The following is a 17,066-nucleotide window of genomic DNA, read 5'->3' on the forward strand; positions in this document are numbered from 1 at the left end:
ACAGGGTAGTGGTGCTGCCGTTCGTGGGCGGCAGTCGTCAGGCTCATGCAATTTGTGTCGAGCGTCGTTGCGTCTTTCGGTAACGCGATCTTGCGGTATTTTCCGCAGGCAAGGCGTGTCAGCTCAGACGTGTCAGCCGGTCGCGGTGCCAGGGCATCAGGGTGCGCAGCAGCGCATCCAGCGAGAAATAGAGCAGCAGGGAAAAGGCGACCAGCACCAGCAGGGCGGCGAACATCAGGTCGATCTCCATGCGCGCGTTGGCGTTGAGCATCAGATAGCCCAGCCCCTGACTGGCACCGGCCCATTCCCCGATGACGGCGCCGATGGGGGCGGCGGTCGCGGCCATGCGTATGCCGGAGGCCAGTGCCGGCAGCGCGGCGGGCAACTGGATGTGGATCAATCTGCGCCATGGGCTGGCGCCCAGGGTGTGGGCCAGATCCAGCCAGCCCTGCCGGGTCTGGCGCAGGCCGTCGTAGCCAGTGGAGGCGACCGGGAAATAGATGATCAGCGTCGCCATCACTACCTTGGACAGCATGTCATAGCCGAGCCACAGCACCAGCAGTGGGGCGATCGCGAACAGCGGTATCACCTGGCTGATCAGCAGCATCGGCAACAGCGTGCGGCGCAGGCGGGGGATGAAGGCCAGCGCCAGCGCGGTGGAAAGCCCGAGCAGGATGCCCAGCACCAGCCCGGCCAGTATCTCGCTGATGGTGACGCCAGCGTGATGGGCCAACAGCGGCGCCTTCTGGATCAGCACCTCGAGCACGGCCTGGGGCGTGGGCAGAATGTAGGGCGGCACGGCGGTAACGGCAATGATCAGCTGCCAGAGCCCCAGCAGAAGCAGCGCGCTGATGACAAGGTGACGCATGGCGTGCAGGCGTTTCATGCGGCCTCCTCGCTATCACGCAGGCGGGCGATCAGTTGCGCCTGCGCCGGCGGCAGGGCCGGGTCATCCAGCGGTACCGGTCGCACGGCGCCAAGCCCCGGCAGATGCTCAAGCTCGGCGCCGTGGCCCGGGAGGCTCGACGGGCGCAGCACCAGCAGTTGATCGGCGAGGCGCAATGCCTCCAGCGGGTCGTGGGTCACCATCAGGACGGTGCGGCCCTTGAGCAGGCGGCTGGCCAGATCATGCAGCTCCAGACGGGTGATGGCGTCCACCGCCGAGAACGGCTCGTCCATCATCACGACCGGCGCCTGCTGATAGAGCGTGCGGGCGAGAGCGACGCGTTGGCGCTGGCCGCCGGAGAGGGCGTCCGGCCAGGCCTGCTCGCGACCCTCGAGCCCGACCGCGGCCAGAAGCTCATGGGCGAGTTCGCGATTGCACGGCCGCCGGCGCAGGTCATCGCCCAGCCACAGGTTGTCGATGACGCGCCGCCACGGCAGCAGCAGGTCCTGCTGCGCCATCCAGGCCACGCGGTCGGTCAGCGGCTGGCCATCATCGGTGGCGAGGTCGAGCTGGTGGAGGTCTGACATCTCCAGGCCAGCCAGCAGGCGCAGCAGCGAGCTCTTGCCGCAGCCGGAGCGCCCCAGCAGTGCCGTCCAGCTACCAGCCTCCAGACGCGCGGAAATATCGCGGAACAGCGTGTGGCCGGCGTAATCGATTCGTGCGTTGTTGAGGGTGAGTCCCAGCGACACAGGCAATTCCGTGGTCAGGCGGCGTGCCGGCTGGAGGAAGCAGGTGACGCGCCGTGCAGGGCACGCGTCGGGGATTCCCTCCGCCGGTATCAACCGGATCAGGTTCCAGGGGTTGTCGCGCGACGTATCGCTGCGACTCTCAGCCCATTCTCGGGCACCCCCATCCAGGCCGACAGTGTAACGTCACTGTCTTGCCGGTGTCTTGTCCGACGCAAGTCGGGGCAGGGGAGACGGCGACTTTCTTGAGTGGCTTACCTGATTGGCTTTCCTGAGTGGGGCGAAACGGACTATGCCGATGTGCCACGCCTTGGGTATGCTGAACATGACTGTAACAAGACGTGTAGCCCAAGGAGATCATCATGCCCGACACACCGGATCTCTCGACCTGTTCCAGCTATCCCGTTCCCCCGCGGCGGCCGAGCGCAGCTGACGCCACAGGGGAGCCGCGTCCCGTGCCCAGGGGCTGGCCCGAGGAATCACTGACTCGACGGCTTTCGACCTATCTGGGGCAACCGCTCGAACCGCTGGCACTCGTCTGGCCGGATAGCGCCAACTGGCTGTGGCGCCAGCGTGGCGGCACGCCGGGGCTGATCAAGCTGGCGCGAACCGGGCCAGACCACGACCCCTTCTGGCGCGCCATGCGCGGGGTCTTCGGTGCCGATCGCTGGGCGACGCCGGAGGGTTTGACGCGACTGGCGGGCGCCTTGCCCGCGCGCCTGCCGATTCCGCCGCTGCCCCTGACCTTTCTGGGGCGTCTCGATGGCGCGCCCATCTGGCACCTGCCGTGGTCCAGTGGGCAGCCGAGTGATCTCAGCATCACCTTCTGTGAGCTGCTCGGCGACCAGCTCGGTCGCCTGCATCAGGATACGGTGTCGGGCTTCGGTCAGCCGCTGGCGCAGCCGATGCCGCTGTTGCACTGGAATGCCCGCGTCACACGCTTTCTGGCCCATCACCCGCGTCGCGCGGAGCTTGGCGCGCTGCTCAAGCGCACCTTCCCGGCGCCGACTCGCGCGGTGTGGTGTCTGCCGGACATGCGCGCCGATCAGTATCTGTGCGCCGCCACCGGCTGGGTATGGAGCGATTGGGAGGCACTGGTGTGGGCGCCGATCGAGTTCGACTGGGCGCTGGTGGAGTTGCTGCTGGAAACACCGGAGCAGCGTCAGGCCTTCATGAAGGGCTATTCGCGCCATGGGCGCATGATCGATCTCGATGGCCAGCGTGAGCTGTGCCGTGCGCTGTTGTGGGCGATGGAGGCATTCGGCCCGCGGTCCTATGCTGAGCTTGCGGCAGCCCCTGCCTGGGTCTCGCCGCGCAGCCTGGCGTGAAATTCGCCTGCTGTACACTGCAAGTCCATGAAAGGTGTGAAATTTCTCTGCAGCCCCATCGCTGACATGGAATACTGTGGGTGAGTCGTCATGGACGTCACTCGAGATCTGATGTAGGGCTTGGCGGGGGAGCACTCGTGGTAGAGAACCTGAATTATTATTTCCTGCTGGCAGGCACGCTGATTGCCTTGAGCGTGTTGGCCAGCCGCGTCTCGGCGCGTCTTGGCATGCCGCTGCTACTGCTGTTCCTCGGCCTTGGCATGCTGGCGGGGGAAGATGGCGTGCTGGGCATCCAGTTCGACGACGCCTCATCCGCTTACATGATCGGCAATCTGGCGCTGGCGCTCATCCTGCTCGATGGCGGCCTGCGAACGCGGCTGTCCACGTTTCGTGCCGGCCTGAAACCGGCGCTGGTGCTGGCCACCGTCGGGGTCTTCATGACCAGTGGCCTGGTGGGCCTTCTGGCCATGTGGCTGTTTGATCTCACCCTGATCGAAGGTCTGCTGGTCGGGGCCATCGTCGGCTCCACCGATGCCGCGGCGGTCTTCTCGCTACTGGGCGGTCAGGGCGTTCACCTCAATGAGCGTGTCGGTGCGACGCTGGAAATCGAGTCGGGCACCAACGACCCGATGGCGATCTTCCTGACCATCACGCTGGCCGAGATCCTGACCGGTCAGCTTTCCGGCGTCGCGTCGGGTATCATGAGCTTCCTGCTGCAGTTCGGTGTCGGCGCCGCCATGGGGATCGCCGGCGGCTGGTTGATCGCACGCCTGATGCGTTATCTGGACCTCGCTCCCGGTCTTTATTCGCTGCTGGCGCTGGCACTTGGCTTGAGCCTGTTCGCCACCACCAACGAGATGGGCGGCAGCGGTTTCCTCGCCATCTATCTGTGCGGCCTGATGATCGGCAATCACCCCGGTCGTCATCTGGAGCACATCCTGCCGGTGCATGATGGCATGGCACACCTCTCGCAGATCGTGCTGTTCCTGATGCTGGGCCTTTTGGTCTCACCCTCGACCATGCTGCAGTTCGCGCTGCCGGCCGCCATCCTCAGCGTGGCGCTGATTCTGGTGGTGCGCCCGCTGGCGGTCATCCTGTGTCTCAAGCCGTTCTTCCGCTTCCGCTGGCGCGAGCTGTGGTTCATCAGCTGGGTCGGGTTGCGAGGGGCGGTGCCGATCGTGCTGGCGATCTTCCCGGTGATCACCGGGGTCGAGAATGCCGGTCTCTACTTCAATGTCGCCTTCTTCGTGGTCATCATCTCGCTGCTGGTGCAGGGCTCGTCGCTGGCGCCGATGGCGCGCAAGCTGCGGGTGGTGGTGCCGCCGGGCGCACAGCCCAGTCGCCGCAACCTGCTCGGCATCATGCCGGTCAATGACTACGAGATGCTGGTCTATCGTGTCGACAACACGGCGCTGGAAGGCGTGGCGCTGCGCATGCTGCGCTTCCCGTCGGGTGCCAAGGTCGGGGCGCTGTTCCGCAACAATGTGCTGATCCACCCCAAGGGCAGCACCTGTCTGCATCAGCAGGATGTGCTGTGCGTGGTGGGACGTTCGTGTGATGTGCCGAGCCTAAACCGCATGTTCAATGGCGAGAGTCTGCAGCACGAGCAACGCGCCTTCTTCGGGACCTTCACGCTGGAAGGCGATGCCAGCATGCAGGATATCGCCGATGTCTACGGCTTGACGCTCTCTCAGGGCGAGCAGCACCTGACCATCGCCGAGTTCATCACCCGTCGAGTCGGCGGGGTGCCGGTGGTCGGCGACGATGTCGACTGGCATGGTATCCACTGGGTAGTGAACGAGGTGGAAGGCAATCGCATCACCAAGGTCGGTCTGCGACTGCACTGAGTCTGAGTCCGTTTCTGGGCCTGAATCTGTGTCAGGGCCTGCGCCTGCGCTTCACACGATACGACGCCCCCATTGCACTGCGTGTAATGGGGGCGTCGTGTTTGGACTCATCAATACCGTATTCTGTTGATGTCAGGCCAATCTGTCCGTGACAGCGCCTGGCCACCGATTGTGGTCAGCGACAAGGAGGTGACTTCATGGCCAGCCCACACCCGCATCTCGCGGGCTTTCTGCGACGATTCGAGCAATTCCCGCCCGGACTCACGGCGGATGAGAAGACCTTTCATGCCACCTTCAACATGGTCTACGTACTGGCGGTCAGCTGCCATCTGCTCTACGCCATCCTGCTGTTGTGGCTGGGTGAGATGGGCATTCTGGCGCTGAATCTGGCGATGCTGATCGTTGATATGGTCTGCCTGCAGCTGCACCGTGCTCGACGTGAAGCGCTGGCAGCCACGTTGATAGCGCTGGGCACCTGTGCGCAGGTCAGCTTCTCGCTGCGCTATTTCGGCTCTGAGGCCGGGTTTGACTACTTCTACTTCGGCGCCTTGCTGTGCATCTACTCGATCCGCATGTCGTTCATGCGGCGCGTTCTTCTGTGTGTCGCCTGTCTGAGCATGCCGTTGCTGGCCTATATCAGCCTGATGCTGGAAGGGCCGACCAATCCGCTGCCCGCCGGCTGGATGCTGGCATTTCGCATCATCAATCTGGGCGTCTTGACCATCTTCTTCACGCTGGTGCTGGTACAGATGGGCTGGTCGGTGGAGCGCCTGCAGCAGCGTTTCGAGACGGGAGGGCGCTTCGATGCGCTGACCGGCGCCCTGAGTCGCGCCGAGCTGGTCGACAGCGGGCGCGGCATGTTGATCAACAACGGGGCGCTGAGCGTGATGATGGTGGATGTCGACCATCTGGCGCTGATCAACGAGACCTGGGGTCGCCAAGCCGGTGATCAGGTACTCAAGGAGCTGGTGCGGCGCATGCGCAGCATCCTGCGCGGAGAGGATCTGGTCGGGCGCTATGGTGGCGAGGAATTCGTGCTGCTGTGCCCGGGGCTGCATGGCGAGCGCGTCGACCAGGTGGCAGAGCGCCTATGCAAGGGCGCTTCGGCGTTGCCGTTCGTCATCAATGACGGCCTCAACAGTCTGGATGTCAATCTGTCGATCGGTGTCGCTCTGCGTCAGTCCGGCGACAAAGACCTGGAAGACCTTATCGCCAAGGCTGACGTCAATCTGTTCCGCGCCAAGCAGGATGGCGGCAATGGCTTTGTCAGTGACACCCCGCTGGGCCCCGTGGGTGGGCCGAGCATTGCCGCCCTCAATTGAGCGCTACACTACGCATCGAGATTTGCGCACGGAGATTTGCGAACAACGCTTGCTATACAACCCAGCACGCCCCCGGAGAATGATGTTCATGTCTCCGGGGGCGTGCTTGTGTCAGAGCGTTATCAGGTCTGTGCGAGGGGGCATCAGACTTGTCCTGAGAGGTGTCAGCGGCGGTTGGACTGGCGACGACGGCTCTTGTTGGCGGACTTGGGGGCGTAGTCGCTGTTCGAGGCCGGCACCGCGAGCTTGGGCGCAAAGCCTTCCACGACTTCGCGCGTCACGGAATAGCCCAGATGCTGCTCGATGGCACACAGGTTGCGGAAGTCATCACGCGAGACCAGCGAGATGGCTTCACCGCTGGCTCCGGCGCGACCGGTACGTCCGATACGGTGGACATAATCCTCGGCGGCGTCCGGCAGGTCATAGTTGACCACGCGCTGCAGGTCATCGATGTCGATGCCCCGCGCGGCAACGCCGGTGGCCACGAGATACTTGATGGTGCCGGCCTTGAAGTCGGCCAGCAGCTGCTCGCGCATTGCCTGGCTGCGACCGCTGTGGAAGGACTCGGCGGCGATGTCACGCTTCTCCAGCTGACTCACCAGCTTGGCGGCGCCGCGCTTGGTCTCGATGAAGATCAGCGCCTGCTGCCACTGCTTCTCATGAATCAGGTGGCTCAGAAGGGCGGACTTGAACTCCTTGTCGACCGTGATCAGATACTGGCTGATATCCGGCGCGGTGACGTTCTCCGGTGCGACCATGATCTCGACGGCGTCCGTCACTGCGGTCTTGGCGAGCACGCGCACCTGGGTCGAGAGCGTAGCCGAGAACAGCAGGTTCTGGCGCTCCTTGGGCAGCTTCTCGACGATCTTGTTGATGTCGGCGATGAAGCCCATGTCGAGCATGCGGTCCGCTTCGTCGATGACGAGGGTGCGTGTCTCGTCGAGGTGGATCGCGCGGCGGGTCAGCATGTCCAGCAGGCGGCCAGGCGTCGCCACCAGGATGTCCACGCCCTCGATCAGGCGTTGTTGCTGGGGTTCGATCTCCACGCCGCCATACATCGCCATGGAGCTGACTTCCAGATACCGGGCGTAGTGCTGGATGTTGTCTTCGACCTGAATCGCCAGCTCCCGCGTCGGCGTCAGGATGACGGCATGTACGCGCTTGGCGCGTACCTTGGGCGCCTGCTGCAGGGTCTGAAGGATGGGCAGCACGAAGCTTGCCGTCTTGCCGGTACCCGTCTGGGCGGCGGCTATCAGGTTGTCACCGGCCAGCACGACGGGAATTGCCTTCTCCTGGATGGGAGTCGGGGTCTGGTAGCCTTGCTCGGTGATGGCCTTGACGATGGGATCGCTCAAACCAAGGGCAGAAAATGGCATGGTGTCTCGACTTGTCTAAAGGGGGAGGGGCAAGCGCACATTCTGCGGCAAGGAATGTCTGGCGCAGTGATGCTCTCTGTAGCCGAAAGCCCGCTGACGGCCCGGCGCATCATTGGCCATCGCTGCTCAGGCAGGGTAGCGAAGTGGCGGCGATGGGCGTTGCGCGGCAACAATGAAAAAGCCCCGCCTACCTGAAGTAGACGGGGCTTTCGGAATTCAAGGTGGTGGAGGGACAGGGATTCGAACCCTGGGTAGGCTATTAACCTACGCCGGTTTTCAAGACCGGTGCATTCAACCGCTCTGCCATCCCTCCGACTCACGGAGCGAAATACTACCGAACCTGATGAGAATAGCAAGAGGTAGGCGAAGAAAAATCTTCGGAAAAGCCATCGAGGACAATCACTTGCAGCAGGATTGCGCTGGGGTGAGGCCGCGGGAAGCCGCCTGCTGGTACCAGACCATGATTCAGGTCATGACTCGGATCATGAATCATGACCACGAAAAAGCCCCGTCTACCTGAGGTAGACGGGGCTTTCGGAATCAAGGTGGTGGAGGGACAGGGATTCGAACCCTGGGTAGGCTATTAACCTACGCCGGTTTTCAAGACCGGTGCATTCAACCGCTCTGCCATCCCTCCGATTCACGGGATGAAATACTACGGATTTTTCAGTCAGCGTCAAGGACTTGGCGTAAATTTCCTTGTCGTTCAGATGCTTGAAAGGTCGCACATGCCACAGTAGCCGCAGAGACTGACGATGTCGTTGCCTTGCGCGCGCCGGATGGTTGCCTCAATGGGGCTTTTCATCGTTCTGTCTCTTGATTAGGCAAACCCCTGAGGGCATGCTGGGGTCAATTCGATGAATCCATCGTAGCAACCTGAGGATAGACACCATGGCTAACAGCTCCTGGCAGGTCTCGCAGGATACCGCGAGCCGCTCGCTCAGTACTCACAAGGTACTGCGCAACACTTACATGATGCTGGCAATGACGCTGCTGTTCTCCGCGCTGACCGCTGGCGTGGCGATGAGCATGGGCGTCGGCCGCATGAACATCTTCGTGCTGCTGATCGGTGCCTACGGCCTGATGTTCCTGGTTCACAAGACCGCGAACTCCACCGCCGGCATCTTCGCGACCTTTGCCTTCACCGGCTTCATGGGCTTCACGCTCGGCCCGGTACTGAATGCCTACCTGAGCCTGCCCAATGGCGGCCAGCTGGTGATGACCGCGCTCGGCATGACCGGCATCACTTTCGCCGGCCTGTCCGCGGTGGCACTGGTGACGCGCAAGGACTTCTCGTTCCTGGGCAACTTCCTGTTCGCCGGCGCTATCGTGCTGATTCTGGCGATGCTGGCAGCGATGATCTTCAACATCAGCGGCCTGGCTCTGGCTGTCTCCGCCGGCTTCGTGCTGTTCGCCTCCGCGGCGATCCTGTTCGAGACCAGCCAGATCATCCACGGCGGGCAGACCAACTACCTGCTGGCGACGGTGAGCCTGTACGTCTCCATCTACAACATGTTCGTCAGCCTGCTGGCCCTGCTGGGCTTCGCTTCCGACGATTGATCGTCAAGCGAAGGAACATGAGACCTGCAAACGACCCCGCCTCGGCGGGGTCGTTTGCGTTCGGGTGTCAGGTGGCGTGACTCGCGCTAGAATGGCGGCCATTCATGAGCAGTCACACGAGGTTCGCATGCGTTATTCTCTGGCCGTCTACGGCGGCCCCTACAGCCAGCAGGCCAGCCATTCGGCGCTGCGCTTTGCCGATGCCCTACTGGCGCGCGGCCATCAGCTGACCACGGTGTTCTTCTATCACGATGGCGTCTACAACGCCGCCAACATGATGGCGCCGCCTCAGGACGAGCCGCATCTGCGTGATCGCTGGCTGTCGCTTGCCGAGAACCACGCCACCCGCCTGCAGGTGTGTGTCGCGGCGGGCCTGAGGCGCGGCATGCTCGATGAGCGCGAAGCGGCGCGGCATGGCAAGCAGGGGCACACCCTCGAGGCGCCGTTCGAGCTGACGGGGCTTGGCCAGCTGGTCGAGGCGACGCTGGACAATGACCACCTGATCACCTTTGCATGACGTCATTTCTTGTCGTCACTGATGATGTCACTTATCGAGTGAGGAGCAGACCATGAGCGATGTGATGACGGCGCCCCTGGCAGGCGATGACACCGGGATGGCCGCCGGTGATCTGCTGGTCATGCTGCGCCATGGCCCGCATGGCAGCAGCTGGCTGCGCGAGGGACTGGAGGCGGCGATGGTCGCGGCGGCCTTCGGGCGCGAGGTCGGGCTTCTTTTCACCGGCGATGGCGTGATGGCGCTGCTGGAGGGGCAGCGGGTCGGGCCGCTGGGGCAGAAGGGCAGTGACAACCTGCTGGCGGCGCTTGAGATGTATGACGTCGAGCGCTGCTATGTCGATGCGGCGGCGCTGCGCGCACGGGGCCTGACAGCGCAGGATGTCACGCTGTTGCCGGTCACGCTGCTCGAGCACGACGAGGTGGTCGCGCTGACAGTCGCGTTCTCGCGCGTGCTGAGCTTCTGACATGTCACTGCCGCCAACGCTGGCGACTGATATGCTCGCTTCAGTTTCCTGATGCCATGTCGTTGATATCTCTCCATTGATGGCCAGCGTCAGCCCCAGCTTTCCTTGCCTGGATAATTGCATGAATCTACATCTACTCAATCGTTCGCCATTCTCCAGCCGCATCCATGATGATGTGCTCAATGCCATGGGCCCGGAAGACCAGCTGCTGTTGATCGAGGATGGCGTCAATGGCGCTCTCGACAGCGCCGAGCAGCACCTTGCCGGGCTTGAGGGACGGCTGTTCGCGTTGCGCGAAGACCTCGAGTCCCGCGGCCTGCTGGGACGCTGCGCGGAGAACGTCATCGTGGTCGACGTCGACGGCTTCGTCGCCCTGACCGAGGCCGCCGACAAGACCGTCAGCTGGTTCTGAGGCGCCAGGCGCTTCTTCCTTTCAATTTTCATGCAAGACGTGAATCAGGATCTGTATGGCCAGTAGTGAAACGGTGCGCACACTGACGCTTGATGGGCGTGATATCGGACTGGATGCGGAAGGCTATCTGGTCGATCTGGATGACTGGAGCCCGGCGCTGGCGGAAATGCTGGCCGCCGAGGAGGGGCGTGAACTGACGCCGGAGCACTGGGAGGTGATCGAGGTGTTGCGCGACTTCTATCAGCGCTTCTCGCTCTCGCCGGCCATGCGCCCGCTGAGCAAGGCGATGACCCAGCGGTTCGGCTCCGACAAGGGCCGTTCGCTGCATCTGATGCGGCTGTTTCCGGACAGCCCGCCCAAGGTGGGCGCGCGCATCGCCGGGCTGCCCAAGCCGACCAACTGTCTGTGACGGTCAGCTGCATGCATGAGTCGCCTTGCCCGTCGTGGTGCGCTGCGCTCAACGCGCAAGACCCGGCAGGGATGGCGACGTACGGCGTTGTCTGCGTTACTATTCGTCACAGCGTTGCAGTGTCGGCCAGGAGGCCGACACTGCTTCAGGTCCCGCGACATGGTCGCAAGGGCATTTGAATTCAGGCGGACAAGAGTCGACTTGCATGGGAAGAGCATTCCAGAACCGTAAAGAATCAATGGCGCGTACCTCTCTCAACAAGGCACGCGTGTATTCACGTTACGGGCGCGAGATTTACGTCTCGGCCAAGAACGGTGGCCTCGACCCCAACGGCAACCTGAGCCTGCGTCGTCTCATCGAGAAGGCCAAGAAGGACCAGGTGCCGACTCACGTCATCGACAAGGCGATCGACAAGGCCAAGGGCACCGGCGGCGAAGACTTCGCTCTGGCGCGCTATGAAGGCTTTGGTCCGGGCAATGTCATGGTCATCGTTGATTGTCTGACCGACAACAACAACCGCACCTTCGGCGAAGTCCGTACCTGCTTCAACAAGGGCAAGGGCAAGCTGGGCGCTCAGGGTTCGGTGTCGCACATGTTCGACCATCGCGCCATCCTGGCCTTCAAGGGTGCGGAAGAGGACGAGGAAAAGGTCCTGGAAGCGCTGATGGAAGCCGACGTCGATGTCAGTGATATCGAGCTCGACGACAGCATCATCACGGTTCTCGCGCCGACGACCGAGTACTTCAAGGCCAAGGGTGCGCTGACCGACATCTACGGTGAAGACCTCGACTTCGAAGTCGATGAGATCAGCTTCATTCCGCAGATTCACACCGAAGTCGGCGGCGATGATGCCGAGCTGCTCAACAAGATGCTCGAGCTGCTGGATGATTGTGAAGACGTGCAGCAGGTCTATCACAACGGCGAGTTCGTCTAAGTCAGCGTCTTGAACGTGATGCGACTGACGGCGTCACCCTGACTGGGGTGCGTATGTCAGTGTGAAAGCTCTCGTCAGCGAAAAGCCCTGTCGGCATGCCGACGGGGCTTTTTTTGTGCTCAGTATCTATTGGGTATCGAGAGAGAGGGGGATAGAGGCGGACAGGGGGAGGGGAGCAAGGGAGTTGCGCTGACGAGATGGTGGTTTCACGACTTGTTAACCTTGTCGCAAGCCTCCATGGTAAAGGATATCGGGCGTTGTTCATTCAATGTCCTCCCTATGTTCATACAATGTCTGTCCCTGTCAGCACTGCCCCAGGAGTCATGATGTCGAGATCTGTCGTTGCATCCATTGTACGTGCCACCCGTCAGTTTGCCGGTGTCGGCCTGATCGCCTCGCTTGCCGCGCCAGCCGTGGCTCAGGCGGCAGACGATGAAGTCTTCGGCTGGGTGGAAAAGGCGACCATCGAGCCGTGGGGCGTGATGGTGAAGGCCAAGCTGGATAGCGGCGCGCTGACCTCCTCGATGCATGCCGAGAATATCGAGACCTTCGAGCGTGATGGCGAGGAATGGGTGCGTTTCGATGTCGAGGTCGAGGATGAGGCCAAGGGTGAAAAGGTCGAGAATACCTTCGAACGCCCCCTGTATCGTGACCTGACGGTGTCCGGTGCAGGCGGACGTGATACGCGCCCGGTGGTGCTGATGACGCTGTGCATGGGCGGCGAGCGCTACGAGGAGCAGTTCAGTCTGCGCGATCGTGATGGCATGAATTATCCCGTGCTGCTGGGGCGTCGCACCATTCAGAGCCTGGGTGTGCTCGATGTGCGCAAGACCTTCCAGACCAGCCCGGACTGCGCCGAGGACGCGCCGCTGCATCGCTATGAAGACAAGGAATATTCCGACCGCATCGGCGCGGCATCCTGATCTCATGTCGCGCTAAACGCTCATTGAGGAACGTGTACCGCGCATATTCATCACAAGAGGGAGGCCAGCATGTCGGATGCCGCCAGCCAGCGACCTCAGCGTGACGGTTTGCCACTCATCAGGATCTACTACGACGCTCGCTGCCCGGTGTGTCGTCGTGAACGCGCCCGCTACGAGCGGCTGTCGCGCCAAGACGCCAACGTGGAGTGGTGGGATGCGACGGATAACGCCGAGCACCTCGCCGCTCGCGGCATCGGCCTTAAGCAGGCATTGCTGTCGTTGCATGTCGAGACAGCGCAAGGGCAGATCCGTGAGGGCATGCCGGCGTACCGCCTGCTGCTTGCGCGCATCCCCGGTCTTGCCTGGCTGGGGTGGCTGATCACGCGGCCGCTGATCGAGCCGGCGCTGACACGAGTCTACGACGCCTGGGTGCGGCGTCGACTGTGTCGGGATGGCAGGCTGTGAGTGCCGACGAGCCTGATGCAGCGAGCTGACAGCCTCATGGGAAGCTCTGGTGGTTTATCATGCTCTTTTGATATGCAAATGCTAATAGTTTTCGTTAGTATGTGAGGCACTGTCTGTTTCTTCACGTCTGCGAGCTTCCCGATGATCGACGCGCTTTCCCCGCTCTTTGCCGGTCCGATGGTTGCCTATCGGGACCTGATCACTACCTACGCTCAGGTGCAGGCAGGCGATGAGGCGTCGCTCCAGCGTGTCGTGCCGGCGCGCGATGTGCTCAGCCCCGGTTGGCTGGCGGCGTGCATCGCCGCGCATGGCATGCAATACGAGACCAGCGCGGCAGACGCCGCTTATCACCACAGCGGCCCCGATGAGCAGGCGCTGCTTTCCCAGTGGTCCAAGTACCTGTTGTCCTCGATGGTATCGCTGCCGCTGGCGGCCAATCTGCTGCTGGACCATCAACTGCCGCTGGAGCTTCGGCACCTTTCGCTGCGCCTTGGCGAGCATGGCGTAGTCACTCAGCTGATACTCGATGATGCGGCGGGGCAGGGCGCAAGCCTCCCGGCGGAGATCGACTCGGCCGATGAGGCGACGCGTCTCCAGGCGCGCTTCCAGGGCTACCTGGCACATCTTGAGGCCGTCATCGAGCGCCTTGTGCCGCACACTGCGCTGGGGCCCAAGGTCTTCTGGAGCAACGCGGCGCATTACTTCGTCTATATCGTCGGCATGCTGGAAGAGCAGGGCTGGGTAGCGCAGGCAGCGCCGGCACGCCAGCTGATGGCGACCAGGATTCTGGCCGACGGGCGGCGCAATCCGCTCTATCAGCCGGTCAGCGACGTGATGGACCGCCACGGCGAACGACATACGCCGCGCAAGGTGTGCTGCGTGCGTTATCGCATCGAGTGTCTGGGCTATTGCAGCAATTGCCCGCTGAGCATCGAGCGTGCACCGGCCCGCCGCGCCCAGACGCGTCGGGTCGATCAGCGTGCCAACTCGCGGGCGGCGCTGATCGGTAGCGACCTGTCCTGACAGGTAGCGTCCTGAGTGGCAGCTGAGGGGCAGCGTCCTGTGTTGTTCGGTGCCCTCTGGTAAGATGGCGCCCCCCTGTCATTGTCCGGTATGTCGTCATGTCCTCGTCTTCGCGCCGCCCACGCGGTGCTTCCCTCGCCAAGTCCGGCGCATCCTCCCGACACGACTCGGCTGACAGACGTCAGCAGGCCGCCCCGGCTGACCGTCGTGATCCGACCGCGCGCGAGAAGCCTGGCGCGGCCAAGGCGCCTTCTATCAAAGCGCCTTCCATCAAGGTGACCCCGGCTCGCAAGGGTCAGCTGCATCCCCGCAACCCGCACCGTGGGCGCTATGACATGGCCGCGCTGGTCAAGGCGAGCCCGGCACTGGCGGCCTTCGTGATCAAGACACCCGCTGGCAGCGAGTCCATCGACTTCGCCGATCCCTTGGCGGTCAAGGCGCTCAATCGGGCCCTGTTGAGTCGCCATTACGGCATCGCCCACTGGGACATCCCTGCCGGCTATCTGTGTCCGCCCATCCCCGGGCGCGCCGATTATCTGCATTACCTGGCGGACCTGATCAGTGAGGCGAATGGCGGTCAGCTGCCGGCAGGTGAGCACGTGCGCGCGCTGGATATCGGCACTGGCGCCAACCTCATCTACCCCCTGCTGGGCAATCGCAGCTTTGGCTGGCAGATGGTCGGCAGTGATATCAGTGCGCAGGCGATCGACTCGGCTCGCGCGATCGTGAGCGCCAATCTGCACCTCAAGGGTCAGATCGAGGTGCGTCTGCAGGCCGATCGCACGCGCCACTTCGCTGGTATCTGGGGCGCGGATGAGCGCTTTGATCTGGTGCTGTGCAACCCGCCGTTCCATGCCAGCGAAGCCGATATGGCGCGGGAATCGCAGCGCAAATGGCGCGGGCTCGACAAGTCGCGCCAGCAGCGCGGCAATGCCTCACGCAAGGGGCGCGCACGCAACGCGCCAGCGCTGAATTTCGCGGGTCAGACGGCCGAGCTCTGGTGTCCGGGCGGGGAAGAAGCCTTCGTCACCCGCATGATCCAGGAGAGCCGCAACCTCGCCTCGCAGTCCCTGTGGTTCACCTCGCTGGTCGCGCATTCGGCGAGCCTGACCGGTATCAGGAAAGCCCTCAAGCGCAGTGGCGCCAGCGAGGTCAGGGTGATCGAGATGTCCCAGGGGCAGAAGGTCAGTCGCTTCGTCGCCTGGTCGTATCTCACGCCCGACCAGCGTCGACAGTGGGGGCGGGATCACTGGCAAGGGAAGTGAAGCGTTTACCGCGCTGAATTTAGGTCAGTTCAGGTCAGTTCAGGTCGAGAAGAGGCCAGCCTACCAACGCAAGGAGCCCCGCCAGTGTGAACTGGCGGGGCTCCTTGCGTCTTGCCTGTCAGTCGCTATCAGCAGCGACCCTCGCAGTTGGCAGGCTTGTCATTGGCGATGCGCCAGTCTTCCTCGTTGGCCAGCGTGGCCAGCGGCGACAGCATCGAGAAGTCGAACTCGGTGAGGCAGGTGCCGCGTTGTACGCGCTTGGGCCAGTCATGATTGGCCAGCGCCGAGCGACCGATGGCGACCAGGTCCGCGTGCTGCAGGGCGGCCTGGGCCTTCGTGACGCTGGCGACATTGCCATTGGTGATCAGCGTGATGTCTGACTCCAGTGCCTTGCGTGATTGGTCGGCAAGCGCCGTCAGGCTGAGGCTGCGCTCACGCTCGTCGTCTGCCTCGGGGAAGGCGGGGGCATCGACATCACCGCCGGTCAGGTGCAGGAAGTCCAGCCCAGCTTCCATCAGCTTGGCGAAGCGCTCGCGGGCCTCGTCAGGGCCGCCCTGCCAGGTGAGCTCCGGCTCGGTCACGGTGCCCTGGGACAGGCGCATGCCGATGGCGAAGTCGGCGCCGACCGCCTCGCGCACGCTGCGGATGACCGCCAGCGGGAAGGCCAGACGCGCGATGGCGTCACCGCCCCAGGCATCGTCACGCTGATTGAAGCGCTCACTGATGAACTGGTGGATCAGGTAGCCGTTGGCACCATGCAGCTCGATACCATCGAAGCCGGCTTCCTTGGCGCGACGGGCGCTGGTGGCAAAGCCGGCGATCGCGTCATGGATTTCCGCTTCGCTGATCTCGCGGGCTAGCGGGAAGGAGCCGGAGCCGCCGTAGAAGCTGAGCATCTCGCCACTGGCGCGGCTCTCGGAGGGGGCGACGACCTCATCCTCGAAGCGGTTGTGCTGGGTCTGGGCGCCGGCATGCATCAGCTGGGCGATGAGGCGACCACCTTGTTGATGCACGGCGTCGACCACCGGACGCCAGCTGTCCTGCTGCGCCTGGTTGGCCAGCCCCGGCTGGTTGGCGTAGCCCTGGCTGAAGGCTTCATCGGTGTAGATGCCTTCGGTGATCAGCAGCGCGAAGTTGCCGCGCGCGAAATCGCGATAGTAATCGACCATGTCAAAGTGCACCTGGCCGTCATCCTGCGCGCTGGTACGCGTCATGGGGGCGAGCACTAGGCGATTGCCGAGCTCCAGCCCGGCGAAGGCATGGGGGGTGAACAGTGCGGTGGTGTCTGTCATCTAGTACGTCTCCCGCGGAAAGCATTCCGCTGTCGTATCCGGTCGTAGGCCCTGAGCATCTGCGTGCACGAAGAGGTGAAGATCGACGCAGTGCGGTGGCCTGAATGAATGATCGACGGATCATCTGCATGCCCTATATCGTGCCTGCCGTACCTGGGGGTCACAAGCCGGAACGCTGGAAGGAGAGTGTTGTCGTTTTGACAACCTGTGCATGTAATTGACTGAATTTGCGAGATTTTTTCTCAAATAATTCAGGGTTGCTGCATGAAGTGGCAACGCAGTGCTGCTTTCCATGCAC

General features: G+C 63.0%; 17 protein-coding genes, 2 tRNA genes and 1 riboswitch. Of the genes, 13 read left to right on the forward strand and 6 right to left on the reverse strand.

All coding sequences use genetic code 11. The annotated features are described in order from the left end of the window. Window positions 1-118 precede the first annotated feature (118 nt). Together AC5WNJ_RS05820 and AC5WNJ_RS05825 are read right to left on the reverse strand one after the other, a co-directional pair. Window positions 119-886 (reverse strand): ABC transporter permease, encoded by a 768-nt coding sequence (locus AC5WNJ_RS05820; RefSeq protein WP_495930660.1) that lies wholly within the window; start codon window positions 884-886, stop codon window positions 119-121. Beyond that, entirely contained in the window at window positions 883-1,635 is a 753-nt protein-coding gene (locus AC5WNJ_RS05825) for an ABC transporter ATP-binding protein (RefSeq protein ID WP_495930661.1), read from the reverse strand. The genes AC5WNJ_RS05820 and AC5WNJ_RS05825 overlap by 4 nt, the downstream gene beginning before the upstream one ends. 58 nt (window positions 1,636-1,693) lie before the next feature. After that, window positions 1,694-1,807, reverse strand: a riboswitch (TPP riboswitch). A 187-nt stretch (window positions 1,808-1,994) separates the two neighbouring features. Here AC5WNJ_RS05825 and AC5WNJ_RS05830 point away from each other — a divergent pair. The 3 genes from AC5WNJ_RS05830 (at window position 1,995) to AC5WNJ_RS05840 (ending at window position 6,129) form a co-directional block, all read left to right on the forward strand. Continuing rightward, window positions 1,995-2,960 (forward strand): phosphotransferase family protein, encoded by a 966-nt coding sequence (locus AC5WNJ_RS05830; RefSeq protein WP_495930662.1) that lies wholly within the window; start codon window positions 1,995-1,997, stop codon window positions 2,958-2,960. Window positions 2,961-3,097: 137 nt separating this feature from the next. Beyond that, window positions 3,098-4,807 carry a potassium/proton antiporter gene (locus AC5WNJ_RS05835; RefSeq protein ID WP_495930663.1) on the forward strand — a complete coding sequence of 570 codons (1,710 nt, stop codon included), beginning with the start codon at window positions 3,098-3,100 and terminating at the stop codon, window positions 4,805-4,807. Window positions 4,808-5,004: 197 nt separating this feature from the next. Continuing rightward, window positions 5,005-6,129, forward strand: a complete 1,125-nt coding sequence (locus AC5WNJ_RS05840; protein WP_495930664.1) for a GGDEF domain-containing protein — start codon at window positions 5,005-5,007, stop codon at window positions 6,127-6,129. A gap of 164 nt (window positions 6,130-6,293) precedes the next feature. On the opposite strand, the gene AC5WNJ_RS05845 is transcribed toward AC5WNJ_RS05840, so the two are convergent. The 3 genes from AC5WNJ_RS05845 to AC5WNJ_RS05855 form a co-directional block, all read right to left on the reverse strand. Beyond that, window positions 6,294-7,505 carry a DEAD/DEAH box helicase gene (locus AC5WNJ_RS05845; protein ID WP_495930665.1) on the reverse strand — a complete coding sequence of 404 codons (1,212 nt, stop codon included), beginning with the start codon at window positions 7,503-7,505 and terminating at the stop codon, window positions 6,294-6,296. Between the two features lie 222 nt (window positions 7,506-7,727). Beyond that, window positions 7,728-7,818: transfer RNA gene (locus AC5WNJ_RS05850), tRNA-Ser, on the reverse strand. 233 nt (window positions 7,819-8,051) lie between these two features. Beyond that, window positions 8,052-8,142: transfer RNA gene (locus tag AC5WNJ_RS05855), tRNA-Ser, on the reverse strand. A gap of 254 nt (window positions 8,143-8,396) precedes the next feature. Between AC5WNJ_RS05855 and AC5WNJ_RS05860 the strand changes: the two genes are divergently transcribed. The 10 genes from AC5WNJ_RS05860 to rlmF all read left to right on the forward strand — a co-directional run bounded on the left by AC5WNJ_RS05860 (window position 8,397) and on the right by rlmF (window position 15,476). Continuing rightward, a complete protein-coding gene (locus AC5WNJ_RS05860) occupies window positions 8,397-9,065 on the forward strand; it encodes a Bax inhibitor-1/YccA family protein (protein ID WP_054557334.1) in 669 nt (222 codons plus the stop codon). 127 nt (window positions 9,066-9,192) lie between these two features. Beyond that, complete coding sequence (gene tusD / locus AC5WNJ_RS05865; RefSeq protein ID WP_495930666.1) at window positions 9,193-9,582, forward strand: sulfurtransferase complex subunit TusD; 390 nt, start codon at window positions 9,193-9,195, stop codon at window positions 9,580-9,582. Between the two features lie 52 nt (window positions 9,583-9,634). After that, window positions 9,635-10,045: a sulfurtransferase complex subunit TusC gene (tusC, locus tag AC5WNJ_RS05870; protein ID WP_495930667.1), complete on the forward strand. Its 411-nt coding sequence runs from the start codon at window positions 9,635-9,637 to the stop codon at window positions 10,043-10,045. Between the two features lie 121 nt (window positions 10,046-10,166). After that, on the forward strand, window positions 10,167-10,457 hold the full coding sequence (gene tusB / locus AC5WNJ_RS05875) for a sulfurtransferase complex subunit TusB (RefSeq protein WP_495930668.1): 291 nt from the start codon (window positions 10,167-10,169) through the stop codon (window positions 10,455-10,457). Window positions 10,458-10,512: 55 nt separating this feature from the next. After that, entirely contained in the window at window positions 10,513-10,866 is a 354-nt protein-coding gene (locus AC5WNJ_RS05880) for a TusE/DsrC/DsvC family sulfur relay protein (RefSeq protein WP_175089848.1), read from the forward strand. A gap of 205 nt (window positions 10,867-11,071) precedes the next feature. Beyond that, a complete protein-coding gene (locus AC5WNJ_RS05885) occupies window positions 11,072-11,800 on the forward strand; it encodes a YebC/PmpR family DNA-binding transcriptional regulator (RefSeq protein ID WP_495930669.1) in 729 nt (242 codons plus the stop codon). Window positions 11,801-12,126: 326 nt separating this feature from the next. Next, entirely contained in the window at window positions 12,127-12,723 is a 597-nt protein-coding gene (rloA3, locus tag AC5WNJ_RS05890) for a retropepsin-like aspartic peptidase RloA3 (protein WP_495930670.1), read from the forward strand. A 69-nt stretch (window positions 12,724-12,792) separates the two neighbouring features. Further along, a complete protein-coding gene (locus AC5WNJ_RS05895) occupies window positions 12,793-13,188 on the forward strand; it encodes a thiol-disulfide oxidoreductase DCC family protein (protein ID WP_175089852.1) in 396 nt (131 codons plus the stop codon). A 141-nt stretch (window positions 13,189-13,329) separates the two neighbouring features. Beyond that, window positions 13,330-14,211, forward strand: a complete 882-nt coding sequence (gene fhuF / locus AC5WNJ_RS05900; protein WP_495930671.1) for a siderophore-iron reductase FhuF — start codon at window positions 13,330-13,332, stop codon at window positions 14,209-14,211. 98 nt (window positions 14,212-14,309) lie between these two features. Beyond that, window positions 14,310-15,476: a 23S rRNA (adenine(1618)-N(6))-methyltransferase RlmF gene (gene rlmF / locus AC5WNJ_RS05905; RefSeq protein WP_495930672.1), complete on the forward strand. Its 1,167-nt coding sequence runs from the start codon at window positions 14,310-14,312 to the stop codon at window positions 15,474-15,476. A gap of 128 nt (window positions 15,477-15,604) precedes the next feature. Here the strand turns inward: rlmF and AC5WNJ_RS05910 are convergent, their stop codons facing one another. After that, complete coding sequence (locus AC5WNJ_RS05910; RefSeq protein ID WP_495930673.1) at window positions 15,605-16,768, reverse strand: oxidoreductase; 1,164 nt, start codon at window positions 16,766-16,768, stop codon at window positions 15,605-15,607. Window positions 16,769-17,066 lie beyond the last annotated feature (298 nt).

It is taken from the genome of Cobetia sp. PDI-23MA (assembly GCF_059507735.1).

Excerpts from the sequence above, each read along its gene's own strand:
- AC5WNJ_RS05820 (WP_495930660.1), bottom strand. The coding sequence starts at position 886 with ATGAAACGCCTGCACGCCATGCGTCACCTTGTCATCAGCGCGCTGCTT.
- AC5WNJ_RS05830 (WP_495930662.1), top strand. The coding sequence starts at position 1,995 with ATGCCCGACACACCGGATCTCTCGACCTGTTCCAGCTATCCCGTTCCC.
- AC5WNJ_RS05840 (WP_495930664.1), top strand. The coding sequence starts at position 5,005 with ATGGCCAGCCCACACCCGCATCTCGCGGGCTTTCTGCGACGATTCGAG.
- AC5WNJ_RS05845 (WP_495930665.1), bottom strand. The coding sequence starts at position 7,505 with ATGCCATTTTCTGCCCTTGGTTTGAGCGATCCCATCGTCAAGGCCATC.
- AC5WNJ_RS05860 (WP_054557334.1), top strand. The coding sequence starts at position 8,397 with ATGGCTAACAGCTCCTGGCAGGTCTCGCAGGATACCGCGAGCCGCTCG.
- tusD (WP_495930666.1), top strand. The coding sequence starts at position 9,193 with ATGCGTTATTCTCTGGCCGTCTACGGCGGCCCCTACAGCCAGCAGGCC.
- tusC (WP_495930667.1), top strand. The coding sequence starts at position 9,635 with ATGAGCGATGTGATGACGGCGCCCCTGGCAGGCGATGACACCGGGATG.
- tusB (WP_495930668.1), top strand. The coding sequence starts at position 10,167 with ATGAATCTACATCTACTCAATCGTTCGCCATTCTCCAGCCGCATCCAT.
- AC5WNJ_RS05880 (WP_175089848.1), top strand. The coding sequence starts at position 10,513 with ATGGCCAGTAGTGAAACGGTGCGCACACTGACGCTTGATGGGCGTGAT.
- AC5WNJ_RS05885 (WP_495930669.1), top strand. The coding sequence starts at position 11,072 with ATGGGAAGAGCATTCCAGAACCGTAAAGAATCAATGGCGCGTACCTCT.
- rloA3 (WP_495930670.1), top strand. The coding sequence starts at position 12,127 with ATGTCGAGATCTGTCGTTGCATCCATTGTACGTGCCACCCGTCAGTTT.
- AC5WNJ_RS05895 (WP_175089852.1), top strand. The coding sequence starts at position 12,793 with ATGTCGGATGCCGCCAGCCAGCGACCTCAGCGTGACGGTTTGCCACTC.
- fhuF (WP_495930671.1), top strand. The coding sequence starts at position 13,330 with ATGATCGACGCGCTTTCCCCGCTCTTTGCCGGTCCGATGGTTGCCTAT.
- rlmF (WP_495930672.1), top strand. The coding sequence starts at position 14,310 with ATGTCCTCGTCTTCGCGCCGCCCACGCGGTGCTTCCCTCGCCAAGTCC.
- AC5WNJ_RS05910 (WP_495930673.1), bottom strand. The coding sequence starts at position 16,768 with ATGACAGACACCACCGCACTGTTCACCCCCCATGCCTTCGCCGGGCTG.